The organism is Myxococcus llanfairpwllgwyngyllgogerychwyrndrobwllllantysiliogogogochensis (genome assembly GCF_006636215.1).
GTDB lineage: Bacteria > Myxococcota > Myxococcia > Myxococcales > Myxococcaceae > Myxococcus > Myxococcus llanfairpwllgwyngyllgogerychwyrndrobwllllantysiliogogogochensis.
In genome coordinates, this window is sequence record NZ_VIFM01000038.1 from 26,420 (window position 1) to 48,410 (window position 21,991).

The 21,991-nt window shown below is 67.3% G+C and carries 24 protein-coding genes and 5 tRNA genes; 7 read left to right on the top strand and 22 right to left on the bottom strand.

What is annotated here, in order from left to right; translation table 11 throughout:
- Positions 1 to 131 precede the first annotated feature (131 nt).
- The 18 genes from rplL to FJV41_RS12365 form a co-directional block, all read right to left on the bottom strand.
- The gene (rplL, locus tag FJV41_RS12280) at positions 132 to 503 is read right to left on the bottom strand and encodes a 50S ribosomal protein L7/L12 (RefSeq protein WP_141642649.1); all 372 of its coding nucleotides are present in this window, start codon (positions 501 to 503) and stop codon (positions 132 to 134) included.
- A gap of 100 nt (positions 504 to 603) precedes the next feature.
- Positions 604 to 1,125 carry a 50S ribosomal protein L10 gene (gene rplJ / locus FJV41_RS12285; RefSeq protein WP_141642650.1) on the bottom strand — a complete coding sequence of 174 codons (522 nt, stop codon included), beginning with the start codon at positions 1,123 to 1,125 and terminating at the stop codon, positions 604 to 606.
- A 388-nt stretch (positions 1,126 to 1,513) separates the two neighbouring features.
- The gene (rplA, locus tag FJV41_RS12290) at positions 1,514 to 2,227 is read right to left on the bottom strand and encodes a 50S ribosomal protein L1 (protein WP_141642651.1); all 714 of its coding nucleotides are present in this window, start codon (positions 2,225 to 2,227) and stop codon (positions 1,514 to 1,516) included.
- Positions 2,228 to 2,261: 34 nt separating this feature from the next.
- Positions 2,262 to 2,708, bottom strand: a complete 447-nt coding sequence (rplK, locus tag FJV41_RS12295) for a 50S ribosomal protein L11 (protein WP_141642652.1) — start codon at positions 2,706 to 2,708, stop codon at positions 2,262 to 2,264.
- 134 nt (positions 2,709 to 2,842) lie between these two features.
- Positions 2,843 to 3,385, bottom strand: a complete 543-nt coding sequence (nusG, locus tag FJV41_RS12300; RefSeq protein WP_011553122.1) for a transcription termination/antitermination protein NusG — start codon at positions 3,383 to 3,385, stop codon at positions 2,843 to 2,845.
- Positions 3,385 to 3,828, bottom strand: coding sequence for a preprotein translocase subunit SecE (gene secE / locus FJV41_RS12305; protein WP_141642653.1), 444 nt, complete (start codon positions 3,826 to 3,828; stop codon positions 3,385 to 3,387). Before secE ends, nusG begins: the two co-directional genes overlap by 1 nt.
- Before the next feature lie 101 nt (positions 3,829 to 3,929).
- Positions 3,930 to 4,005, bottom strand: a tRNA-Trp gene (locus FJV41_RS12310).
- Between the two features lie 23 nt (positions 4,006 to 4,028).
- Positions 4,029 to 4,193, bottom strand: coding sequence for a 50S ribosomal protein L33 (rpmG, locus tag FJV41_RS12315; RefSeq protein ID WP_046713307.1), 165 nt, complete (start codon positions 4,191 to 4,193; stop codon positions 4,029 to 4,031).
- A gap of 101 nt (positions 4,194 to 4,294) precedes the next feature.
- Complete coding sequence (gene tuf / locus FJV41_RS12320; RefSeq protein WP_141642654.1) at positions 4,295 to 5,485, bottom strand: elongation factor Tu; 1,191 nt, start codon at positions 5,483 to 5,485, stop codon at positions 4,295 to 4,297.
- Between the two features lie 17 nt (positions 5,486 to 5,502).
- Positions 5,503 to 5,578, bottom strand: a tRNA-Thr gene (locus tag FJV41_RS12325).
- Between the two features lie 26 nt (positions 5,579 to 5,604).
- Positions 5,605 to 5,680: transfer RNA gene (locus tag FJV41_RS12330), tRNA-Gly, on the bottom strand.
- A gap of 9 nt (positions 5,681 to 5,689) precedes the next feature.
- Positions 5,690 to 5,773 (bottom strand) — tRNA-Tyr (locus FJV41_RS12335).
- 76 nt (positions 5,774 to 5,849) lie between these two features.
- Positions 5,850 to 5,922 (bottom strand) — tRNA-Thr (locus tag FJV41_RS12340).
- 136 nt (positions 5,923 to 6,058) lie between these two features.
- On the bottom strand, positions 6,059 to 6,862 hold the full coding sequence (gene rlmB / locus FJV41_RS12345) for a 23S rRNA (guanosine(2251)-2'-O)-methyltransferase RlmB (RefSeq protein ID WP_141642655.1): 804 nt from the start codon (positions 6,860 to 6,862) through the stop codon (positions 6,059 to 6,061).
- Positions 6,863 to 6,867: 5 nt separating this feature from the next.
- A complete protein-coding gene (locus FJV41_RS12350; protein WP_141642656.1) occupies positions 6,868 to 7,317 on the bottom strand; it encodes a hypothetical protein in 450 nt (149 codons plus the stop codon).
- A gap of 63 nt (positions 7,318 to 7,380) precedes the next feature.
- A complete protein-coding gene (locus tag FJV41_RS12355) occupies positions 7,381 to 8,382 on the bottom strand; it encodes an ATP-grasp domain-containing protein (RefSeq protein WP_141642657.1) in 1,002 nt (333 codons plus the stop codon).
- 84 nt (positions 8,383 to 8,466) lie between these two features.
- Entirely contained in the window at positions 8,467 to 9,750 is a 1,284-nt protein-coding gene (gene cglB, locus FJV41_RS12360) for an adventurous gliding motility lipoprotein CglB (protein ID WP_141642658.1), read from the bottom strand.
- A 253-nt stretch (positions 9,751 to 10,003) separates the two neighbouring features.
- Complete coding sequence (locus tag FJV41_RS12365) at positions 10,004 to 10,396, bottom strand: hypothetical protein (protein WP_141642659.1); 393 nt, start codon at positions 10,394 to 10,396, stop codon at positions 10,004 to 10,006.
- A gap of 82 nt (positions 10,397 to 10,478) precedes the next feature.
- Here FJV41_RS12365 and FJV41_RS12370 point away from each other — a divergent pair, with 82 nt between their 5' ends.
- From FJV41_RS12370 to hrpB, 4 genes are all read left to right on the top strand, one after another.
- Complete coding sequence (locus FJV41_RS12370; protein WP_141642660.1) at positions 10,479 to 11,144, top strand: HEAT repeat domain-containing protein; 666 nt, start codon at positions 10,479 to 10,481, stop codon at positions 11,142 to 11,144.
- A 50-nt stretch (positions 11,145 to 11,194) separates the two neighbouring features.
- The gene (locus tag FJV41_RS12375) at positions 11,195 to 11,899 is read left to right on the top strand and encodes an HAD family hydrolase (RefSeq protein ID WP_141642661.1); all 705 of its coding nucleotides are present in this window, start codon (positions 11,195 to 11,197) and stop codon (positions 11,897 to 11,899) included.
- A 72-nt stretch (positions 11,900 to 11,971) separates the two neighbouring features.
- Entirely contained in the window at positions 11,972 to 13,600 is a 1,629-nt protein-coding gene (locus FJV41_RS12380; RefSeq protein WP_141642662.1) for a hypothetical protein, read from the top strand.
- A gap of 35 nt (positions 13,601 to 13,635) precedes the next feature.
- The gene (gene hrpB / locus FJV41_RS12385; protein ID WP_141642663.1) at positions 13,636 to 16,200 is read left to right on the top strand and encodes an ATP-dependent helicase HrpB; all 2,565 of its coding nucleotides are present in this window, start codon (positions 13,636 to 13,638) and stop codon (positions 16,198 to 16,200) included.
- Here hrpB and FJV41_RS12390 read toward each other — a convergent pair whose 3' ends face one another.
- Positions 16,201 to 16,677, bottom strand: a complete 477-nt coding sequence (locus FJV41_RS12390; RefSeq protein WP_141642664.1) for a GNAT family N-acetyltransferase — start codon at positions 16,675 to 16,677, stop codon at positions 16,201 to 16,203.
- 78 nt (positions 16,678 to 16,755) lie between these two features.
- Between FJV41_RS12390 and FJV41_RS12395 the strand changes: the two genes are divergently transcribed.
- The 3 genes from FJV41_RS12395 (at position 16,756) to FJV41_RS12405 (ending at position 19,944) form a co-directional block, all read left to right on the top strand.
- Positions 16,756 to 17,940 carry an MFS transporter gene (locus FJV41_RS12395; RefSeq protein ID WP_141642665.1) on the top strand — a complete coding sequence of 395 codons (1,185 nt, stop codon included), beginning with the start codon at positions 16,756 to 16,758 and terminating at the stop codon, positions 17,938 to 17,940.
- A 15-nt stretch (positions 17,941 to 17,955) separates the two neighbouring features.
- The gene (locus FJV41_RS12400) at positions 17,956 to 19,008 is read left to right on the top strand and encodes a hypothetical protein (protein WP_141642666.1); all 1,053 of its coding nucleotides are present in this window, start codon (positions 17,956 to 17,958) and stop codon (positions 19,006 to 19,008) included.
- Positions 19,009 to 19,143: 135 nt separating this feature from the next.
- Positions 19,144 to 19,944 (top strand): hypothetical protein, encoded by an 801-nt coding sequence (locus tag FJV41_RS12405; RefSeq protein WP_141642667.1) that lies wholly within the window; start codon positions 19,144 to 19,146, stop codon positions 19,942 to 19,944.
- 86 nt (positions 19,945 to 20,030) lie between these two features.
- On the opposite strand, the gene fdxA is transcribed toward FJV41_RS12405, so the two are convergent.
- The 3 genes from fdxA to FJV41_RS12420 form a co-directional block, all read right to left on the bottom strand.
- Complete coding sequence (gene fdxA, locus FJV41_RS12410) at positions 20,031 to 20,369, bottom strand: ferredoxin FdxA (protein WP_141642668.1); 339 nt, start codon at positions 20,367 to 20,369, stop codon at positions 20,031 to 20,033.
- A 108-nt stretch (positions 20,370 to 20,477) separates the two neighbouring features.
- The gene (gene asd, locus FJV41_RS12415) at positions 20,478 to 21,566 is read right to left on the bottom strand and encodes an aspartate-semialdehyde dehydrogenase (protein ID WP_141642669.1); all 1,089 of its coding nucleotides are present in this window, start codon (positions 21,564 to 21,566) and stop codon (positions 20,478 to 20,480) included.
- A 72-nt stretch (positions 21,567 to 21,638) separates the two neighbouring features.
- Positions 21,639 to 21,989: a rhodanese-like domain-containing protein gene (locus FJV41_RS12420; protein WP_141642670.1), complete on the bottom strand. Its 351-nt coding sequence runs from the start codon at positions 21,987 to 21,989 to the stop codon at positions 21,639 to 21,641.
- Between the last annotated feature and the right edge of the window lie 2 nt (positions 21,990 to 21,991).

Consider the following 21,991-nt stretch of genomic DNA (forward strand, 5'->3'; position numbering starts at 1 on the left):
CGGCGGCGCCGGGAAATTTGCAACTGTCAAATGGGCAAAGCCGGCAGCCCCCCTCACTGGGAGCGCCGGCCTGCTCATTCGGTCAGGAAGCTGCTTGGGAATTCCCGGAAACCAAGCAGCTCCTGTTCGACTTACTTGACGTCGACGGTGGCGCCAGCGGCAACGAGCTGGTCCTTGATCTTCTTGGCGTCGTCCTTGTTGACGCCTTCCTTGACCGTCTTGGGCGCGCCCTCGACCAGGTCCTTGGCCTCCTTCAGGCCCAGGCCGGTGATGGCGCGGATCTCCTTGATGACGTTGATCTTGTTGGCGCCGGCGTTCGCCAGCACCACCGTGAACTCCGTCTTCTCCTCAACAGGAGCGGCGGCGGCCGCCGCGGGACCGGCGACAACGGCGGCGGCGGCGGCGGAGACGCCCCACTTCTCCTCGAGGGCCTTCACCAGGTTGGCGGCCTCGATGATGGTCAGGGAGGAAAGCGAATCAACGATTGCGTTCAGGTCAGCCATGGAACTGTGTCCTTCTTGGATTGACTAACGGCCTTACTCCCAAAGGGAGGAACGGCCGAAAAGGTGGGTGTAGAAAAACTTCTCGGACAGATGAGGAAAACTACCCCTGCGACTTGTCCGCGTGGGCCTGAATGACCCGCGCGAGCTGCGTACCCGGGGCGGCAATCGTCCGAACCAGCTTGGTGGCCGGCTGGGTGATCATCCCGAGCAACTGCGCTCGGAGTTCGTTGAGACCCGGCAGCTTCGCCAGCTGCTTGACACCGGCGGCGTCGACCTTGCGGCCGTCGACCACGGCGCTGCGGATCTTGATCTTGTCCTCGAGGTCCTTCGTGAACTCGGTCAGGATCTTCGCCGGGGCCACCACATCGCCGTAGCTGATGCACAGCGCCACGGGACCCGTGAAGTCATCAGCGATGACAGCCACGTCCGTGCCCTGCGCCGCACGACGCGCCAGCGTGTTCTTGATGACCTTGTACTCGACGTTGCCCTCACGGAACTTCCGGCGCAGCTTCGTCACCGTCTCCACATCCACCTTGGAGAACTCGGCAACGACGGCCGACTTGGTCCGCGAGAACTTCTCGTGGAGTTCCTTGATCATCTCCTCCTTCTCGCTCTTCAGCACTTTGACTCACCTCCTTACTGGCCCGTCTTCCGACGGGCGTGATGCCTGGGCCAAAGTGGCAGAGCGAGAGGAGTCTCCGAGAGACACCACAACGCACCTCCAGTCTCGGCAGGGCTGGCCTTTCGGCCGTTTGAACCCGACAGGGGAAGCCATGCCCCGACCGGTTGTCCGGTTCCCAACGGGGCACTTCTCCTCTGACCGGGTCCCTGCTGTCATGAACCAGGTCGGAACACCCGTCTCACGACGTGGCGCTCCAATTGCAAAAGCCGGGGGCCTATACCCCCGGCTTCAGCAAAGATCCAGAACTTTCGAACCTGAGACGTCAGGCGAGCGGCGCCTCTGACACCCCCTGTGCGGGGATGGGAGCGCCGCCCTGCCTGCTGTCCGCCTAGCGGTGGCGGGCCAGAATCTCCTGGGTATCGATCTTGATGCCCGGGCCCATCGTCGTCGAGATGGCGATGCCCTTCAGGTACACGCCCTTGGCGGTGGCCGGCTTGAGCTTCATCACCAGGTCCACCAGCGCGTTGAAGTTGCCCTCGAGCTTGTCCACCGCGAAGGAGGCCTTGCCCATCTTCGCGTGGACGATGCCGGCCTTCTCCGCGCGGAAGTCGACCTTACCGCCCTTCGCGTCGCGGATGGCCTTGGCCACGTCCATGGTCACCGTGCCGACCTTCGGGTTCGGCATGAGGCCACGGGGACCGAGCACCTTACCGAGGCGACCGACGATACCCATCATGTCGGGCGTCGCGATGACGGTGTCGAAGTCGAGGAAACCCTCCTCGATGCGCTTCTGGAGATCCTCCGCGCCGACGATGTCCGCACCCGCGTTGCCAGCCTCGGTGGCGCGCTCGCCCTTCGCGAACACGGCCACGCGCACGGTGGCACCCGTGCCGTTGGGCAGAACCACGGCGCCACGGACCATCTGGTCCGCGTGCTTGGGGTCCACACCCAGGTTGATGGCGACATCGACCGTCTGGTCGTACTTCGACGCCCGCGCATCCACCGTCTTCTTCAGGAGCTGAAAGCCCTCGGCGATGCTGTAGCGCTTCTCGCGATCCACCAGCGTGGCGGCCGCGCGGAACTTCTTCCCATTCTGAGCCATGACAGAAATCCTCGTCCGTGAGTGGGGCGGCGGCTTAGCCGACGACTTCGATGCCCATGGAGCGCGCGGTGCCAGCAATGGTGTTCATGCAGGCCTCAAGCGACGCGGCGGTGGTGTCCTGAATCTTCTTCGTGGCGATCTCCTCGAGCTGCTTCCGGGTGATCTGCCCCACCTTCTCCTTGCCAGGCTTCTTCGCGCCCGAACCCTTCTTCTTGTCGGTGTGCAGGCCCGCCGCCTTCTTGATGAGGACGGCCGCCGGAGGCGTCTTGAGGATGAAGGTGAAGGAGCGGTCCTGATAGACGGTGATGATCACCGGGATGATCAGTCCCTCCTTGGCCTCCGCCTGCGTCTTCGCGTTGAACTGCTTGCAGAACTCCATGATGTTCACGCCCTGCTGACCGAGCGCGGGGCCGATCGGCGGAGCGGGGTTCGCCTTGCCGGCGGGAATCTGCAGCTTGACCTGACCTGTGACCTTCTTCATCGGCTGACTACTGCCTTTCGAGGGGGTGGTCCTGACGGGCCTCCAGACGGGGAGGCCCTCCCACCCATGGAACCGCGCCCCGAAGGGCGCGGAAGGTGTGCGAGGCGCGCTCTACCCGAGCCGCCCGCGAAAAACTAGCCGGTGGTCTTCTCCACCTGCATGAAGTCCAGCTCCACGGGAGTGGCGCGACCGAAGATGCTCACGAGCACCTTCACGCGACCCTTCTCCGCGTTGACCTCTTCCACCGTGCCGTTGAAGTTGGCGAAGGGCCCGTCAATGACGCGCACCGTGTCACCATCGTCGAACTGCACCTTGGGCTTGGGCTTGAGCGTGCCCTCGGAGATCTGCGACGTGAGCCGCGCGACCTCCTGGTCCGAGATGGGCAGGGGGTTCTGGTTCTGCACCGTCCCGGGGAAGCCGGTGATCTTCGGCGTGTTCTTCACCAGGTGGAGCGTCCGGTCGTTCAGCTCCATCTGCACGAAGATGTAGCCCGGGAAGAACTTGCGGCGAGACGTCTTCTTCTCGCCCTTCACCATCTCCACGACCTGCTCCATGGGGATGAGGATTTCACCGAACTGGTCCTGCAACCCCTCGAGCCGAACCTTCTCCTCCAGGCTCTTCTTCGCCTGGTTCTCGAAGTTCGAGTAGGTGTGGACCACGTACCATTTCATGGCCATTACAGCTTCCCCCACAGGGCCGGCAGCCACTCCACCATCAAGTTGTACGCGACGGTGTCGATGCAGAAGAGCAGCACCGCGGCGACAAGCGAGGCGACGACCACGGCCATGGTCGACGTCCGGGTCTCCGGCCAGGTAGGCCAGGAGACCTTCATCAACTCGGACGCGACCTCCATGGAGAGCGTGTGCGTCTTTGGATGGAAGAATCCGACCAGCGCAAGCCCCACGGCCACCAGGTAGCCCACGAGGGTGGACACCTTCCAATCCAACCCCTCGATGAGAACCGAGTCGGGCCATCCGAAGCTGGCCCACAACGCCCCAAAGAGGCGCTCCAGGAACAGCGCCAGGATGATGCCGGCGAGGAGGTAGAAGATGACCACGAGCCGCTTCGGATCCATCGCCGAGCGGTTAGCCTGCTGGCTGGCCTCTGATGCCGTCGCCATGGTGCCTCACGAGGTACTGCGAATGCGAAATTTTACGAACTGCGGAAACACAGGAACCCCCGGTACCTCCAGGTACCGGGGGCCCCGCTCCCACTGAGACTTGGCAGGCCAGGAGGGATTCGAACCCCCAACACGCGGATTTGGAGACCGCTGCTCTACCGTTGGAGCTACTGGCCTAGAAACTCTCAGGAACTACCGACCTAGACCTTACCTTCCTTGTGGTCCGTATGCTTGCGGCACTTCGAGCAGAACTTGCTCAATTCGAGCTTGTCCTGGCTCTTCCGCTTGTTCTTCGTGGTCGTGTAGTTCCGCTCCTTGCACACCGTGCACTCGAGCGAAATAATGGAACGATTGCCCTTCGGCATGACCTACCTCATCAGACACGAGAGGGGAAGGCTACCAGAAGGTGCCCTCCCCTCTAAATCCGGAAAGTGGAGCCAGGAGACCCTACGGCCTCCCAGGCGTATTACTCGATGACCTCGGCCACGACGCCGGCGCCCACCGTGCGGCCACCCTCGCGAACAGCGAAGCGCAGCTCCTTGTCCATCGCCACCGGGGTGATGAGCTCCACCTCGATTGCGATGTTGTCGCCCGGCATCACCATTTCCACGTTCTCAGGCAGCTTCACCGTTCCCGTCACGTCCGTCGTGCGGAAGTAGAACTGGGGACGGTATCCCTTGAAGAACGGGGTGTGGCGACCACCCTCTTCCTTCGACAGCACGTAGATCTGCGCCTTGAACTTGGTGTGCGGCTTGATGCTGCCCGGCTTGGCCAGCACCTGCCCGCGCTCCATGTCCTCGCGCTTCAGACCACGCACCAGCGCGCCGATGTTGTCTCCCGCCCGGCCCTCGTCCAGCAGCTTGCGGAACATCTCCACGCCCGTGACGACGGTCTTCTGCGTGTCGCGCAGACCGACGACTTCGACTTCCTCGCCGACCTTGATGATGCCGCGCTCGACGCGACCCGTCGCCACCGTTCCACGGCCGGCGATGGAGAACACGTCTTCCACCGGCATCAGGAAGGGCTTGTCCGTCGCGCGCTGCGGCGTCGGGATGTAGCTGTCCACCGCCTCCATCAGCTTCAGGATGGCGCCCTCGCCGACGTCGCTCGTGTCACCCTCGAGCGCCTTCATGGCGGAGCCAGGGACGATGGGAATCGAGTCGCCCGGGAAGTCGTACTTCTTCAGCAGGTCGCGAACTTCCATCTCCACGAGCTCGCGCAGCTCGGGGTCGTCCAGCAGGTCGACCTTGTTCAGGAAGACCACGATGTACGGAACACCGACCTGGCGCGCCAGCAGGATGTGCTCACGCGTCTGGGGCATCGGGCCGTCCGCGGCCGAGACCACCAGGATGGCGCCGTCCATCTGCGCCGCGCCCGTGATCATGTTCTTCACGTAGTCGGCGTGACCCGGGCAATCCACGTGCGCGTAGTGCCGGTTCTTCGTCTGGTACTCCACGTGCGCCGTGGAGATGGTGATGCCGCGCTCACGCTCTTCCGGCGCCTTGTCGATCTGGTCGTACGCCAGGAACGTGGCGCCGCCGGTCTTCGCCAGCACCTTCGTGATGGCCGCCGTCAGCGACGTCTTGCCGTGGTCCACGTGTCCGATCGTGCCGATGTTCACGTGGGGCTTGTTACGCTCGAACTTCTCCTTGGCCATGACACTCCTCTAAAAAATGGAGCCCTGAACCAGGATTGAACTGGTGACCTCATCCTTACCAAGGATGCGCTCTGCCAACTGAGCTATCAGGGCTTGGCGATGCTATGAACTACAACGTTTGGAGCGGGAAATGGGATTCGAACCCACGACATTCAGCTTGGAAGGCTGACGCTCTACCAACTGAGCTATTCCCGCGTTGCCGAGTGGAGGGAGATGGATTCGAACCATCGAAGGCGTAGAGCCGGCAGATTTACAGTCTGCTCCCTTTGGCCGCTTGGGTATCCCTCCGCACTTTTACTTCAGACTGCGTACTGCACCCCATACTGCTCGTCTCGGGCCCTCATCCGCGGCCCCCGTCCTGCTTGGCCGGCGGCGGGACTTGAACCCGCGACCTACTGATTACAAATCAGTTGCTCTACCGACTGAGCTACACCGGCACTCATCCGGCTCCTGCCCACCGCCCTACCCCACCTCCACCGAACCCGTCAACAACCCGGCTCCGATGTGCGAGGCGCGCCCTTTTAGAAGTCCCCATCATCCAAGTCAAGGGGATTGATCCCAGATGATGGCCGACTAACGGGAGGCGCTCCCCCGCTGCCGGGCGACCTCGTATAGCAGAATGCCGGCAGAAACGGACGCATTGAGTGAACCGACCTGACCCGCCATCGGAATCCGCAGGCGATGGTCGCAGTGCTTGAGCACTCCCTCCCTCACCCCTGCCCCCTCGGCCCCCACCACCAGGGCCAGGGGCCCGTCCAGTCGGGCGCTCCACATGGGCTCGGTCGCGTCCACGTCCGCCGCGGCCACCCAGAGCCCTGCTTCCTTCAGCTCCTCCAGGGCGCGGGAGATGTTCACCACCCGGGCGATGAGGCAGTGCTCCACCGCGCCTGCTGACGCCTTGGCCACCGTGCCCGTCACCTGTACGGCGCGGTCCTTGGCGATGACGACCCCATGCGCTCCCAGCGCGTGGGCCGAGCGGATGATGGCGCCCAGGTTGTGCGGGTCCTGGATACCGTCGAGCACCACGACGAGGGGAGGCCGCTTGCTGGCCTTGGCCGCGTCGATGATGTCCTCCAGAGCCGAGTACGTGAAGCCTCGAAGCTCGAGCACCACGCCCTGGTGGACCCCGCCGTCGGCCATGGCGGCAAGGCGCTCGCGCGAAACCTTCTCCACCCGGACACCCGCGTCCCGGGCGCGGCTGAGCAGCTCACCCGCGGCCTTGGCGGCCAGTTGCCCCTCCACGATGAACAGCCGCTCCACTTCGTCCGGTCGGGCCCTCAGGGCCTCGAGGACCGGATTGACGCCATAGACGTGACGCGCCGGGGAGTCCCCGCCCTCACGCTCGCCTCGACCACCCTTGGGGGGACGCTCACGCATGGGAACTAGAGGACCTCGACGGGAACGGAGAGGGTCTTCTGCTGGCGCGCGCAGATCTTCTCCGTGCAGATGAAGAAGACGAGCTTCGCGTCCACCGAGCCCTTGCCCGCGGCCGTGGCGGAGAAGGGAATCTCGAAGCGAGGGTCCGCGAACTCCTGGCCCGCGGCCTTCTTCGCGACCGAGTCCTCTCGTCCCAGCTTCTCCTTCGCGACGGAGACCTGCGTGCCCTTCACCTCGAGCTTCAGCGGGGCTTCCTCGGAGACATGGGCGCCGGGCTTCGTCTTGACCGAGACCACGAAGACGCCCTTTTCCCCCGTCTTGACCTGGCTGGAGGAGCCGTCCGTGGACACGTCATAGAGGCTGGCGGGGTCCACTTCGTCGGCGGACGCCGGGGCCGTCCAGACACAGGCCACCAGCAACGCGGCAACGGAGGTGAAGCTTCGGATGTGCGACATGGCGGGTCTCCTGAAAACGGGTGCTGCCTATCATGCCTGCGACGTGGGGCGCCGGCATTCTCTTCACGTGCCCCCTGCTCCGCTCGTGGGCGTACGACTCGTGCGCTTCCTGCGCGGTGCCGGAGATGTTGGCAGCCCCGGCGAGGGAAGACTTCGAGGTGGCAGGAGGTCTGGCACGGACACGGGGTCCGCGCCCGCGACCAGTTCCTCGGCGCGGATGATGATGGGCGTCGCCAGGTCCATGCCCGTGACAGCCTCCATCTCAGGCAAGGCGGGCGAGCTGTTCACCTCGAAGACCTTCGATTGGCCCTGGACGTCCAGCAGGTCCACCGCAGCCACCTCCAGCCCCACCAGCCGTGTGGCCTTCTCCGCCGTGGCACGCTGCCCAGGCGACAGCTCCATCGCTTCCAGTCGAGCTCCCTTGATGAGCGTGTGAGCGAACCGACCCGGACGCGCGCGGCGGCGCACCGCGGCCACCGCCTTGCCACCCACGACGAGCACACGCACGTCCTGGCTCGTGCTCTTCACGTACTCCTGCATCACCAGGTTGTGGCCGAGGCCAAGCACCGCCTCGAGCGCGGCCTCCAGCGACTGGAGGCTCTCGCACACCATCACCCCGTGATTCTCCTGCCCCTGGAGCAGCTTCACGAGCACGGGCACCCCACCCACCAGCCCCACCATCTCCTTCAAGTGGGCTGCGTCCCGCGCCATCACCGTGGCGGGAATGTCGATGCCATGCGCGGACAGCAACTGCAGTGAGCGCATCTTGCTGCGCGACTGCGCGATGGCCTGGGCGTGATTGACGAGCGGCACTCCGCCCAGTGCGAACTGATTCACCACCGCGAGCCCGTACGTGTTGATGGATTGGGCGATGCGCGGAAGGACCACGTCCGTGGGCGAGAGCTTCTTGCGGTCGTAGTAGAGCGTGGCGCTGCCCCCGTCCAGGTGCATCTGCACCCGGAGCGGGTTGAGCACGCGCATCTTGTGCCCCCGCGCGCGGCCCGCCTCGACAAGACGCCGAGTGGAGGGAATGGAAGCGGACCGCGAGAGGAGGGTGACTTTCATGGGCAGGGGACGGCAACCGGGCCGGAGGCGAGGGGACCTATAATCCCCGCACCGTCCCGGGTAAAGCCGCCCCCGGCCGCCTGCCTAGCGCTGACGGATGGCGCGAACCTCGACTTTGATGGGCGCTTCCGGTCGGGAGTTCTCGATGCGCTCGCACGCCGCGCCGTTGAAGAGAACGCCGTCCGACGTCAGCGACCAGGTTCCGTCACCCGCCAGGGTGCGCTCACCCTCGATGTAGACGACGATGAGCTTCGGGTCCGAAGGACGCTCAGGACCATCCAGGGGAATCAGGCAAGGCTCCGGGTTGATGACATCGTTGCTGATCTCCTCCAGCGCGGCGGCCAACTCCTCCTGATTGCCCGCCTGGTAGAAGGACCGGCCGCACAGACCCGTCGCCGCGATGCACGTGTCGTTGGGACCGCAGGCCGCCGGGTTCTTGTTACAGGTGCGGGCGAAACCACCCGCCGCCGCCATCGCCTGGAGCACCGCCGGACCATCCCCCGACGCCGTCTCGGCCCCGAAGCCGATGACGATGGTCGTGACCTTCTTGTCGCTCAGCGCCTGCACCGCCCGCACGGAGGCATTGGTGTCGAGGCAGCCACGCTTCTCGAAGGCGGTGGAGATCTGCGAACCGCAGAGATTGCCAGCGATGGTGCACTTGCACAGTTCCGGTTGATCTCGGCCGGAGTACTCATTCTCCGGGTTGCAGTTGGGCAGACCATCCGTCAGCAGGATGACGAAGTTCTTGCGGTCCTTGTCCTGCAATCCAGGCATGGACCCGATGAAGTTCAGGCTTCCGCTCGTCGGTGTTCCACCCACCGGCTGCCCGGTGCCGTGGTTCGGAATGCCCTGGATCAAATCGTTGATGGAGTTGGCGTGGGCCAGCAGCGACGCGTCGTCGTCGGCGACCGGCAGGTCCTTGCGGACCGACGTCGCGGTGGGACCAGTGCAGGCCTCGATGCTCGAGCCCGTCGAGGCCTCGGGATAGGTCGTGAGCGCGAAGCGCACGTAGGGACCACTGTTCGCGAGGAACCGAGGCACGGCGGCCTGCAGCTCCGTCCACCGAGTGGGGCACGTGGCCGTGGGGCACGCGTTCTCATTGCCACACAGCACCGTCAAGCCGTCCTTGTCCTGCACCTGGCAGGACGGCCGCGACGTGTCCACCGGGAGCGTCATCGAGCCGGAGATGTCCACCAGCATCATGATGTTGGGCTTGCTCGCCAGGGCGGAGATGGTCTCCTCGACCGTCGTCTGTGCGATGGCGAGCGGCTCCACCGGCTCGAAGTCGTAGGACTGACAACCCGCGACGACGACACCCGAGAGGGCGCCGAGGACGAGAGCGCTCAGGAGGGGCAACTTGGCGCGCATAGGTAATGAATTCCTTCTGCTTCTCATGGGGGGACGCGGAGCTCCGCGCGGCCGGGCTCTTCAGGGGACGGCTTGGGTGAAGAGTATCGCGTGACTCCCCTCGGAGGCTACAGCCTCAAATGGACGGCTGCATCCGGTTCAACTGATACTGCGAGGTTACAGCAGGAACCGATGGGTTCCCCTCGACAGGCACACACCTGGTGTGGCGTGGACGACATTGGCGCCTGCCTGATCCCTCTTCACTACGGCTCACCTAGAGCGTCAGCGTGCGCGCCCCCTGCGTCAGCCGCCATAGGGAGGCCAGCCCCATCACCTCGTCCAGGGGGCCCTGAAGCGCCTCGGGCTCGAAGCCACACAGGCGCACCGTCGTGTCGCAGGCGATCAACTTCGCGCCCAAGGCTCTCGCCTCCTCCATCATCTTGCTGGGAGCCGGTACGCCCAGGGTCTCGCCTCGGGCGTGCTCCTCTCGCTCCCGCTCACCCTCGGGCTGACCGAAGGTTCCGCCCACCCAGGAGCGGAGCGCGTCGAAGGCGAAGACGAAGTAGACCTCGTCACCCATGGCCACGGCGGTGATGCCCATGGAACTCGCCTGGAACGCCGGCTCATACGTGGCGTGCTGCAGAAAGAAGAAGACGCGTCCAGCCATCAACGCAGCACCATAACGGGGTTCGAGTCCGAGCGGGCAACCGGCATATAACCGGGGACGATCCCCTGCTCGAGGCGCCCCCATGCCAACACCGACCTCGCCGCCACCTTCTCGCACCATCGCGCTCCTCCCCTCTCGCGGACGCCGGTGGTGGCACCTCCTGCTCGGAGCGGGGCTGATCGCGAGCTCCGGGGGCACCGCGCTCGCGTACTCACACGCCTCGGGAGAAGCCTCGCCGGCCGTGCCCACCGCACCCGCCCCAACTCCGGTCCCGTCAGCTGATTTGCGGGAGCAGGTGCTGATGTTGCTCGACCCCTCCCAGGGACCTCTTCGAGAGGAGCAGTGGCGTCAGCTTGGGCCCCAGGCCGTGCCAGTCCTTCGCTCGCTCGTGGTGGACCCGGCGGTTCCCTCGACTCGACGCGCTCGTGCCATGGCATCGCTCGCCCTCATCGACCCGCCTCAGGGCGCCCCTTCCATCCAGGAAGTGCTGGAGGATCCCCGTGCTCCCGTGGACGTGCGCGCCAGCGCCGCGGGTGCCCTGGCACGCTGCCTGGGGACCGCGGCCATTCGCCCTCTCGCGGCTCGACTCATGGACCGTGAGGACCCCGTTCGGGAGGCCGTGGCCCTGGCGCTCGGGCGGCTGGGTGGACAGCAGGCCCGTCAGGCTCTCGAGGAGCGACTCCCTATCGAGGAACGCCCTCTCGTGCGCGAAGCCCTCCAGCGAGGTCTCAGCCTCGCGGAGCCCTGAGCGCCCGTGACGTGACTTCCGGACTCGCGTCGGCCCGAGGCTTCCGTTAGATGGGGGCCATGCGCCCCACGGTCCTCCTGTTCGATATCGATGGCACCCTCGTCACCACCGGTGGAGCGGGACGCCGTGCCATGGACCGAGCCTTCGAGCAGCTTCATGGTCGCCGCGATGCCTGCGACTCCTTCCACATGTCCGGCATGACGGACCGAGCCATCGTCCGCACCGCTCTGCGCATCATCGGCGTCGAGGACACCGAGGCCGCCATCGATGCCGGCATCGCCGCCTACCTCGCGCACCTCGCGGATGAAATCCAGAAGGTCGAAGCCCCTCGCTACCGTGTGTTCCCCGGCATGCGAGAGGCTGTACTCGAGGCGCGAAGCCGCCCCGGATTCGCCGTGGGACTCGGCACCGGCAACGTCCGCGACGGCGCGCGCCTGAAGCTGGAGCGCGTGGCCATCCATGACCAGTTCGCCTTCGGCGGCTTCGGCTGCGACCACGAGAACCGCGTGGAGCTGATCCGTCGAGGTGCCGAGGCGGGCGCGGCGACGCTCGGTGTCCCGCGCGAGCAGTGCCGGGTGGTCGTCATCGGAGATACGCCCAAGGACGTCGACGCGGCCATCGGCATCGGCGCCGAGTGCATCGGCGTGGGCACCGGGACCTTCACCGCCGAGGCCCTTCTCCAGGCCGGCGCACATGCCGCCTTCCCTGACTTCTCGCACCGAGCGGCCCTTCCGACGCTGCTCGGCGGAAGCTGACGCCTCCCACCCGCGCTCGGAGCCGAGCCCGGCCTGTGGTATCTCCCGCCGCCCTTCCGAGGAGCCCGTCGCATGTCATCCACGCTCGAGTCCTATGAGCTCATCCGCTTCGCCGAGGCCTTCGAAGGTCGGATCGCGACTGCGGGCGAGATGCTCGCTGGCCGCCCCGGCCTGGAAGCCGAGAAGAGCTGGCTGACCACCGCCTTCGAGTTGGTGCGCACCACTCGCGCACCCGCCGCTGGCGTGGTCGACCGCGTCAAGGACCTGCCCGAGCTGGATGAAGCTCGCGAGGAATACGCCTTCCATCAACAGGGCCTGTGGGTCGATGCCCTGGAGAAACTGCACGCGGGCATCACCTTCACCGCCAGCAGCCGCGCTCCCGTCATCGAAGCGCTCTTCCCCCACCTCAAGTTCGCCCAGCTCCGACGCGCGCCTCGCGAAGTCATCTTCGAGTACGCCACGTCCTACGAGCGGCGCACCCGCAGCTCCTACGTCTCCCGCATCTTCGCTCGCGAGGACTTCGCGCTCGTCCGTCCCGTGATGGACCAGGTCGCCGCCGCGCATGCCGCGTGGCGCGCCAGTCATGAGCCCGCGCCCCTCTCGCTCGAACAGGAGGCCGTGCTCCGCGAGGAGTTGGTGAACCTGGGGCGCAAGCTCGAAGTGGCGCTGCGACAGGCGCGCCTGCTCTCCGAGGCCGCGCTCGTCCCCGTGCCCAGTGTCCATGAAGCCGCCGCGCTCGGCCTCAAGCCCAAGCGTAAAGCGGGTCGCGGACTGGCTCCCTCCGACGATGGTTTGGGGGCACTGGACCTCGAGCCTTCGGACTCCATGGAGCCCACCGAGGCCGAACTCGCGGAGGTCGCTGCCCTGGATTCGTCGTCCGACGACGCGGAGCCTTCCGCCCTACGGCACAGGGCTGGGAGCAACCCGGCGGCGACCGAACCGCTCGATACGGATGAGCCCGTGGACGTCGACGTGCACTCGACTCGCGGCAAGAACGAGGCACAGTCTGCCCCCGCTCTCGAGGGTGTCGAGGACGCGTCCGTGTCCGAGGACCTGGGGACGAGCGAGCCGGCGCCTTCCGCTGTCGAGAGCCCTGCGTCCGAAGGCGGACCGGTCCAAGTCGGAGCTCGTGGCCGCAAGCGCGATGCGAACGCCTTCGCGCCCGTCGTCGAGTCCGGGTCTGACGCAACGGGCGTCCCCGCTCCGTCGGGCCGGGATTCGCCTCTCGAACTCGATGGCGGCCACGCCCCCATGGATGAGCCCGTGGACACGACGGAGGAGCCGCGTGCCTCGGGCCCTCGTGGACGCAAGCGTGACGCCGAAGGTGCCCCCACGTCAGTCGCTGAGGGCGCGGACATCGCAGGGACTTCACGTCCCGCCACGGGTCGCGGGCGCAAGCGCGGCACGGAACCGGGTTCGACGTCTGCCGACGCAGCCAGTGCGCCCGAAGGTGTGCGCGGACAGGTGACTCGTGGCCGTGCGCGTGATTCGAGTCCGCTCCCCACCCCTGGTGGTGACACTGCTGACGTATCGGCGGACTCGCGTGCCCAAAGTTCCCGCGGACGTGCTCGCGATTCGAGCGCACCCTCGGCATCCACCGATACCGCGACCCCGGAAGGCTCGCGTGCCCAGGCTCCCGCCGTGCGCAAGAAGAAGGGCGTGACGTCGACCCCTGGCGCGGCAGGCACCGAGACCCCCTGAGCGAGCCTCGGCTCGCGCGTTCAAGGAACCCGGACATGGCGGACGCCGCCCTTCCCATCGACCCGCTCCTTCCGGAAATCGTCTCCACCTTGCGCGGTGCGCGCTCGCTCGTGCTCGAGGCTCCTCCCGGCGCCGGAAAGACGACGCGCGTGCCTCGCGCACTGCTGGAAGCCGGGCTCGGCGGGGGCAAGGAGATCGTCGTCCTCCAGCCGCGACGCCTCCCCACTCGACTCGCCGCCCAGCGCGTGTCCGAGGAAATCGGAGAGCGCGTGGGCGACACCGTCGGCTATCAGGTCCGCTTCGAGGACGTGCGCAGCGCCAAGACCCGCCTGTCCTTCGTCACCGAGGGCGTACTCGGACGCCGCCTCCTGTCCGACCCGACCCTTCGCGACGTGGGCATCGTCGTGCTCGACGAGTTCCACGAGCGACACCTGTCCGCCGACATCTCTCTCGCGCTGCTGCGCCGCCTGCAAGAGACTCGTCGCCCCGACCTCAAGCTCGTCGTCATGTCCGCGACCCTGGAGGCCGAACCCGTCCGGGCATACCTTGGAGGTTGCCCCTCCCTGCGCTCCCAGGGCCGACGCTTCGACGTCAGCGTGGAGTATCTCCCCGCTCCGGACGACCGGCACCTGGACCTGCAGGTCCTCTCCGCAATCAAACGCCTGTTCACCCACGGCGTGGATGGCGACGTGCTCGTCTTCCTTCCCGGCGCCGGAGAGATTCGCCGCACCCGCGACGCCTGTGCGGAGTTCGCCGAGCGCCATGACGCCAACGTCCTCCCGCTCCACGGAGACCTGTCCCCCGCGGAACAGGACCGCGCCGTGCGCAGGAGCTCGCGCCGGAAGATCATCCTCTCCACCAACGTGGCGGAGACCTCCGTCACCATCGACGGTGTCGCCGTGGTCATCGACACCGGCCTCGCACGTGTCGCCAGCCATTCGCCGTGGTCCGGGCTGCCCACCCTCAAGCTGTCCAAGGTGAGCCGTGCCTCCGCCATCCAGCGCGCCGGACGCGCCGGACGCACCCGTGCCGGCCACTGCATCCGCCTCTACACGCAGCACGACTTCGATGGCCGTCCGGAACAGGAGGCCCCTGAAATCCGCCGCATGGACCTGGCGGAGACCGTGCTCTCGCTGCGCGCCTCCGGCGTCGTCGACCTCGGTGCCTTCCCTTTCTTCGAGCCACCTCCCGCGGCGTCACTCGACGCGGCCGAGACGCTGCTTCGCCGTCTGGGTGCCGTCGACCCGAAGGGCATCGTCACGGACGTCGGACAGCGCCTGCTGCGCTTCCCCGTCCACCCCCGCCAGGGCCGGGTCATCGTCGAAGGTGAGCGCCGGGGAGTCGGCGCCGAAGCAGCCACGCTCGCCGCGCTCATGGGCGAGCGGGACATCCGTCGAGAGGCCCGCGCCAATCTGGGCGGAGGAGGCCGCGCCGCCGCCGTCGTCAGTGGACCCTCGGACCTGCTCGAATTGCTGGAGCGCTTCCGCGAGGCCGAACGCGCGGGCTTCGCGTCCGGTCGACTGCACTCGCTCTCCCTCGAACAGGGCGCGGTGCAGTCCGTGGACCGCGTCCAGAAGCAGCTCCGACGCACGGTGCGCAGCCAGGGCGAGAAACCCCACCGCGCGGAGGACATCGAGCAGGCCCTCATGCTCAGCGTCCTCGCCGGCTATCCGGACCGCGTCGCGCGCAGACGCAGGCCTCGCTCTCCCGAGCTGCTGCTCTTCGGCGGCGGCACCGCGTCCCTCTCCGAGCTGAGCGTCGTGCAGGACGCGGACTTGATGGTGGCCGTGGACGCCGAGGAGCGCCCTGGCAAAGGCGCCGTGGTGCGACTGGCCAGCTCCGTCGAACCCGAGTGGCTGCTGGACCTCTACCCCGAGACACTCGAAGAGGTGGACACACTCCAGTGGAACGCCGAGGCACGACGCGTGGAACGCCTCACGCGCCTCTCCTACGGCAACCTCATGCTCGAGGAGACCCGCGCCCCCGCACCCGCCTCGGAACAGACCGCGCGGGTGCTCGTCGAAGCGGCGCTCGCGGCGGGCCCCGGACGGTTCGCGGACCCCGAGGCCCTGCAACAGTGGCGCACGCGCGTGGCCCTGCTCACGCAGGCCTTCCCCGAGGCGAAGTTCCCCACCGTGGATGACGCCTTCCTGCGCGATGCGCTCGCATCCCTGTGCTCGGACGCGCGCAGCTTCAAGGACCTGGAAGGCGTGTCGCTCCTCGACGCGCTCTACGCGCGACTCACCTCCGAGCAACAACGCCTGCTCGCCACCCACGCCCCCGAGCGCGTCACGCTGCCCGGAGGCCGCGGCGTCAAGGTGAACTACGAGCCGGGCAAACCACCCTGGGTGGAGTCACGCCTGCAGGATTTCTTCGGGATGGCCCAGGGCCCCAGCGTGTGCGCCGGCCGCGTGTCGCTCGTGCTCCACCTGCTCGCGCCCAACATGCGCGCCGTGCAAGTGACGACCGACCTGGCGGGTTTCTGGGAGCGGCACTACCCGGCGCTCCGCAAGGAGCTGGGACGCAAGTACCCGCGTCACTCGTGGCCCGAGGACCCGAGGCACGCGCAACCGCCCGCGCCCCGCCCTCCGCGCCGCTGACTAGAAACGCTTGCGCATCTCCAGGTGGTCGATGCCGCCTTCGAGGAAGACGGTGCCCATCTCGGTGTAGCCGTGCTTCTTGTAGAACTCGAGGGCGTAGAGCTGCGCGTGCAGCATGATGCCCTTGACGCCTCGTCGCCGGGCTTCCTCCTCCAGCGACGTCAACAGCAGCGAGCCCACGCGTGCCTTGCGATGCGCCTGGAGCACCGCCATGCGCCCTACCTGGCCCCACAGGCCCTGCTCACCCACGGGAGGCTGAGGCAACATCACCAGCCGCCCCGTGCCGATGGCGTGGCCTCCCTGGTTGGCGATGATGTGGTAGGCGTGCGCGTCTTCTGCATCCCGCTCGATGCCCTCGGGGACGTGCTGCTCCTCGATGAACACCACCTCGCGGATGGCGAGCGCCTGCATGAGCTCCGCCTCACTCTTGATCTGAGTGATGGAGACGGGCGCGGAAGTATCCGTGGGACTGGCCATGTCGCGGGCAAGGTACACAAAAGGACGCGAGGTCAACAGGCGGAAAAGCACCCGGACATGTCAAGGTCCCAACCGTCCATGAACCCCCGCCCCGTCGCCAGCCGTCTGCCGCTGGCGGGCTTCTACTTCTTGTACTTCGCCACCGTGGGCATCGTCCTTCCGTTCCTGCCCGCCTGGTTCAAGTCCCTTTCCCTCTCCGCGACGCAGGTGGGGCTCCTGCTGTGTCTCAGCCCGTGCATCTCGCTGCTCGTCCCCTCGTTGTGGGGGCACCTCGCCGACCGCACCGGCCGTACGTCCCGCGTCCTCACCGTGCTGGCGCTCGGCGCGACGCTCGCCTTCGGACTGGTGGCCAGCGCTCGCACCTTCGAGACACTCGTCCCCGCCATGGCGCTGTACGCCTGCTTCGCCTCCGCGTTCACGCCGCTCGTGGACAGCCTCGCCCTGCACCACGTCGCGCGCACCGGTGACAGCTTCGCGCACGTGCGGCTCTTCGGCTCCGTGGGCTTCATCGTGTCGTCCGTTCTCTTCGGACTGCTCGCCACGGATGTGGACCGGACCGTGGTCCTCGTTCCACTCGCGCTGCTGGCCATGCTCGTCCCCTGGAGCCTCGCCCTGCGCGACACCGCGGCTCCGAGCCGGGGGCTGAGCCCCTTCGCGGGACTGAAGCTGCTGCGTCACCGCGACGTGCGCTGGCTGCTCGCCGCCACCAGCCTGCACTGGATGGCGTGCGCGCCCTTTCACGGGACCTTCTCCATCCACGTCATGGCGCTGGGCTTGTCCCCCGCGGTGGTCGGAGTCGTGGCGGGCCTCGGTGTCCTCGCGGAAGTGGGAGTGATGGCGCTCTACCCTCGCGTGGCCGGCGGGCTGGCGCCGCGCCTCGTCCTCGCGGTCGCCTTCGCCGCGAGCGCGCTGCGCTGGGGCGGCATGGCCCTGGTGTCGTCTCCCACTGGCATGGTGCTGCTCGCGCCCCTGCACGGCCTGACGTTCGGCGCCTTCTACGTGGGCAGCGTGGCCTTCCTGTCGCGACGCGTGCCCCCGGAGCTGCGGGCCTCCGGACAAGCCCTGTTCGCCGCCTTCACGTTCGGCCTGGGCGGCCTGGTGGGCTACCTGTCCGCGGGGGCCGGCTACGACTGGCTGGGAGGACACCGACTCTTCGCCGTCGCCGGGGTGCTGGAGCTCGTCGCGGCCGGCCTGGTCCTGAGGGCCTCCATCCTGCCCGCGGAGCCTGCGTCGGGACCCCTCTCCGCGGGGGTCTCGGGGTGATAGGCTGGGGGCCTCATGCGTATCGCCCGACTGCTCGCACTCGCCCTGGGCCTGCTGGCCGGCCCCGCCACCGCTCAGCCGGAGTTCTTCTTCGGCACGGGTGAAGCCCCCACCTTCCGCGAGGAAGCCGTGGACAAGCGCTTCCTCCGCACGCGCCTGTTCCAGGCCCTGAACCAGGGCACAGCGGATGCCGCCTGCGCACAGGTGCTGGGCGCGTACCTGACGCTGCTCGGCGAGGTGGGCACCCAGTTCCACAAGCGCGACGAGAACTTCATGCTGGACCCCGCGCTGGTGCAGGCGCTGAGCACTCAGTTGGTGACGGACCGCTTCCCGGGCAACAGCTTCTTCGTGGCCATGGTGCGCCGGGTGCTCATCGACAAGCAGCTGCGCACCGACTGGCTCCAGACGGCCGAGTCACTCGTCCCCTTCTATCCCGCCATCGACATGGCGCGGATGCGCTTCCTCGCCGATGGCGTGAAGCCGGTGGACAGCTTCCTGCTCACCCTGCCCGTGTTGCGTGAGCGCTATGCGGAGGAAGTCAGCCGCGTCAACTCGGTGGCCGTCTCCACCGCCGAGGCCCTGTTCCGCGACAACTACCTGGACCACGACGTGGCCTTCAGCGGCATGGAGCTGGTGGACGTCAAGCTGGAGAAGCCCAAGAAGAAGAAGCTCAAGAAGGGCGAAGAGCCCGAGCCGGAGCGCATGGTGGCCCGCCTCGTCTGGGTGGAGCCCGAGCCTCCCGCGACGGCGACCTACGAGTTCCAGTTCGGCAAGCCGCGCAAGCGCGAGCGCGTGGACATCGTCGCCATCCTCCAGGACAAGCAGTACGTCGACCTCAACAAGCTGCTCAAGGGCAACCGCGTGCTCGTGCGGGGGCGCTTCTGGGAATACAAGAAGGGCCTGTCGTCCGTCGAACTGCGCGACGCCCTGCTCTTCCAGGAGCGGGACTGGGCACGCGTGGGAGCCCTCGTCGAGCCGATGGCGCTGGCCACCTGTCCCCTGGCCGTCAACGACCTGTCCGGCATCGCTCCTGTCCAACCCGGCGCATTCAACAGCAGACCGCGCTGAGCCCCCGTCCCTCGCGGGAGCCCCACCTCCGCGAGGTGGGATGGTGACGTCGGCCTTCGACACGTCGTTCCCTGGCGTCGCATCCCTGGCATGACGGCTGCTTCGTCCCTCGCGCCAACGCCAGCGAGGGATGACATGAAGGTCGACGCCGAGGCCCCAGCCGACAGCACTCCGACGAAGCAACGCCCCGACGCGGAGCGGTTCCAACGGGCACTCCAGGAAGCACCTCAGCGAAGCGCCGCGCTGCCCGCGTCCAGGCCGCCGGCCACGCTCGCTCCCGTCCGTGCGCCGGCCCCCACGCTTCGCGCCCCGCCCCGCGCGGAGGCACTCATCGCCGCGCGCGCCACGTCGCCCGTCCTCGCGACCACTCGGGGCGCACTGGCCAGTCCAGAGCGCCTCGCGGTGACACGCCAGGCGATGCATGCCGAGTCCTCCCGCCTGGGCAGCGTTCGCGGTGAAGCCCAGGCCTCAAACCAGGAGCGCACCGAGCACCGACTCACGGACCTCCTCGCCCGAGAGCTTTCGCGCGAGCCCCGGGTGCCCACGAGCCCCCCCCTCAAGACGGAGTCGGTGCTCGCGCCACCCGAGGCCCCTCGGCTCGCCGCTTCGCCAGAGAGCACGGGGACAGAAGGACGCATGCCAGCGACAGGCGCAGGCAGCGCGGCACGGAGCGAGGCGTCCCCCACCTCCCGCGTCGATTCAGCGCTGGAGCTCATCGAGCGCATCGAGGTCTTCGTGAAGTCACAGCGTCCCGCGCTGAGCATCAGCGTCCGGGGAACCCTCGACGCGACGGTGGAGGTGGAGCGGACGGGCCCTCGCGAAGTGGTGCTGCGCATCCAGGGACACCACGGGCCGGTGCCCACCCGGGATGTCGCTCGGCTGCGGGATGCCCTGGAGGCACGCGGGCTGAAGCTCCGCTCGCTGCGTGCTGGATGAGCGGGCCCGGAACGACAAAGGCCCTCTCGCCAGCGACGGGCGGGAGGGCCTCCACGAGACTCACGGGCGCGAACGGCGCCAGTGGCCTACTTGCCGGGCGCGGTCTCCAGCATCGCGCGCTTGCCGTCCTTCTCCTTGTACTCCTCGGCCTCGGCGAGCGGCGCCTTCTTCTCCGCGATGTTCGGCCACTTATTGTTGGAGAAGTCGGCGTTCAGCGCCTTGTACTCCGCCCACTTCGCGGGGAGCTCGGTCTCCGGGAAGATGGCCTTGGTGGGGCACACGGGCTCACAGGCGCCACAGTCGATGCACTCGTCCGGGTGGATGACCAGGAAGTTCGCACCCTCGTAGAAACAATTGACCGGGCAGACCTCGACACAGTCAGTGTACTTGCACTTGATGCAAGGGTCCGCGACGACGTAGGCCATGAAAGCTCTCCTCTAAATATCTTCAGCGCGTCCGTGGGCGCGCAGACTAATGGTTCGTTCCAGGGATGGCACCCTGAATTTGTGACACCTGTCCGACGCGTGTCGCTGTCAGCCGAGCAACCCCTGGGCCCGCAGCTGTTCGGCCACGAGGATGGACCCGCGCGCGGCCCCCATCTTGGTGTTGTGGGAGACGAGCACGTACTTGAAGCCGTTCTCCAGCACACCATCCTCGCGCACGCGGCCCACCGTGGTGGCCATGCCGCCATGCGTCTCCCGGTCCAGCCTCGGCTGAGGACGGAAGGGGTCGTCCATCACCTCAATCCAGCGAACAGGCGAGGAAGGCAGGTCCCGGGCCACCTCGGCGCCGCGCCACTCGCGCATCGCCTGGGTGACCTCCGCCACCGTGGCCTTGGAGCCGAGCGAGACGAAGACGGACTCGGTATGCCCCTCCATCACCGCCACGCGGGTGCAGGTGCAGGACACCCGAATGTCGTGGGGAGTGAGGGCCGCGCCACCCGCGTCCAGGGCACCGAGGATCTTCTTCGTCTCCACCTCGACCTTGTGCTCCTCCTTCGGGATGTAGGGGATGACGTTGTCGATGATGTCCATGCCGATGACACCCGGAGAACGTCCAGCGCCGGACATGGCCTGCAGGCTGGTCATCAGCACGGCCTTCACCCCGAAGCGCTCGACGAGCGGGGCCAGCGTGACGGCGAGGCCCGTCGTCGTGCAGTTGGGGCTGGGGACGATGAAGCCCTTCCAGCCCCTCTTGCGCTGCTGCTCGCGCACGAGCGGCGCGTGCGCGGCGTTGACGGGAGGGATGAGCAGCGGGACGTCGTCGTCGTAGCGGAAGGCGCTGGCGGCGGAGAAGACGGGGATGTCCCTGGCCAGCCGCGGCTCCAGCTCACGCGCAACGTCCGCCTCCACGGCGGAGAAGACGAGGTCGTAGTCCCTGGCCTGGAGCGCATCGCCGCTGATGACCTGCATGCGGGCCGTCTCGGGCGACAGCGGCTCCGAGACGAACCACGCCGTCATGCCGTTGGCCGTGCGCAGGGCGTCCCCATAGGATTTACCCGCCGAGCGAGGCGACGCGGCCAGGCCGGTCAGCTCGATGAACGGGTGATTCCTGAGGGCAGCGATGAACTGCTGCCCCGCGAGTCCGGTGGCGCCAACGAGGGCGGCACGAAGCTTGGCCATGGGGACGGTTCTCCAAAGGAGGAAGTCCGCCGCTCCATACACCCTTTGACGACGCACCGCATCCACCGAACCTCAGCGGGGCAGCGCCACCTGGGCACGGACATGGCGCTCGGTAGGGTAGCCCCCCCGAATCCAGCCCGAGAGGCCTCCGTCGAGACACACCGCCTCACGCCCATGCATGCGCAGCAGGCGGCAGACCCGGCGCACCTCGGACCCGTCGTGCGTGCCACCGCACAGGACGATGAGCTCGTCGTCGGGAAGCATGCGGTGGTCCCGGGCCACCTCCATGGGGGTCATCCTCAAGGCGCCGGGGATGTGCAGATCATGATGCTCCCATTCGGACGAAGCGCGACAGTCGATGACGAGGACCTCGTCATCTCCCAGGCGCAGATACAGCTCGGTACACAGGATGCTGGGCTCCACGA

Coding starts and splice junctions, on each gene's coding strand:
- rplL (WP_141642649.1), bottom strand. CDS start 503: ATGGCTGACCTGAACGCAATCGTTGATTCGCTTTCCTCCCTGACCATC.
- rplA (WP_141642651.1), bottom strand. CDS start 2,227: ATGGCTCAGAATGGGAAGAAGTTCCGCGCGGCCGCCACGCTGGTGGAT.
- rplK (WP_141642652.1), bottom strand. CDS start 2,708: ATGAAGAAGGTCACAGGTCAGGTCAAGCTGCAGATTCCCGCCGGCAAG.
- nusG (WP_011553122.1), bottom strand. CDS start 3,385: ATGGCCATGAAATGGTACGTGGTCCACACCTACTCGAACTTCGAGAAC.
- secE (WP_141642653.1), bottom strand. CDS start 3,828: ATGGCGACGGCATCAGAGGCCAGCCAGCAGGCTAACCGCTCGGCGATG.
- rpmG (WP_046713307.1), bottom strand. CDS start 4,193: ATGCCGAAGGGCAATCGTTCCATTATTTCGCTCGAGTGCACGGTGTGC.
- tuf (WP_141642654.1), bottom strand. CDS start 5,485: ATGGCCAAGGAGAAGTTCGAGCGTAACAAGCCCCACGTGAACATCGGC.
- rlmB (WP_141642655.1), bottom strand. CDS start 6,862: ATGCGTGAGCGTCCCCCCAAGGGTGGTCGAGGCGAGCGTGAGGGCGGG.
- FJV41_RS12350 (WP_141642656.1), bottom strand. CDS start 7,317: ATGTCGCACATCCGAAGCTTCACCTCCGTTGCCGCGTTGCTGGTGGCC.
- FJV41_RS12355 (WP_141642657.1), bottom strand. CDS start 8,382: ATGAAAGTCACCCTCCTCTCGCGGTCCGCTTCCATTCCCTCCACTCGG.
- cglB (WP_141642658.1), bottom strand. CDS start 9,750: ATGCGCGCCAAGTTGCCCCTCCTGAGCGCTCTCGTCCTCGGCGCCCTC.
- FJV41_RS12365 (WP_141642659.1), bottom strand. CDS start 10,396: ATGGCTGGACGCGTCTTCTTCTTTCTGCAGCACGCCACGTATGAGCCG.
- FJV41_RS12370 (WP_141642660.1), top strand. CDS start 10,479: ATGCCAACACCGACCTCGCCGCCACCTTCTCGCACCATCGCGCTCCTC.
- FJV41_RS12375 (WP_141642661.1), top strand. CDS start 11,195: ATGGGGGCCATGCGCCCCACGGTCCTCCTGTTCGATATCGATGGCACC.
- FJV41_RS12380 (WP_141642662.1), top strand. CDS start 11,972: ATGTCATCCACGCTCGAGTCCTATGAGCTCATCCGCTTCGCCGAGGCC.
- hrpB (WP_141642663.1), top strand. CDS start 13,636: ATGGCGGACGCCGCCCTTCCCATCGACCCGCTCCTTCCGGAAATCGTC.
- FJV41_RS12390 (WP_141642664.1), bottom strand. CDS start 16,677: ATGGCCAGTCCCACGGATACTTCCGCGCCCGTCTCCATCACTCAGATC.
- FJV41_RS12395 (WP_141642665.1), top strand. CDS start 16,756: ATGAACCCCCGCCCCGTCGCCAGCCGTCTGCCGCTGGCGGGCTTCTAC.
- FJV41_RS12400 (WP_141642666.1), top strand. CDS start 17,956: ATGCGTATCGCCCGACTGCTCGCACTCGCCCTGGGCCTGCTGGCCGGC.
- FJV41_RS12405 (WP_141642667.1), top strand. CDS start 19,144: ATGAAGGTCGACGCCGAGGCCCCAGCCGACAGCACTCCGACGAAGCAA.
- fdxA (WP_141642668.1), bottom strand. CDS start 20,369: ATGGCCTACGTCGTCGCGGACCCTTGCATCAAGTGCAAGTACACTGAC.
- asd (WP_141642669.1), bottom strand. CDS start 21,566: ATGGCCAAGCTTCGTGCCGCCCTCGTTGGCGCCACCGGACTCGCGGGG.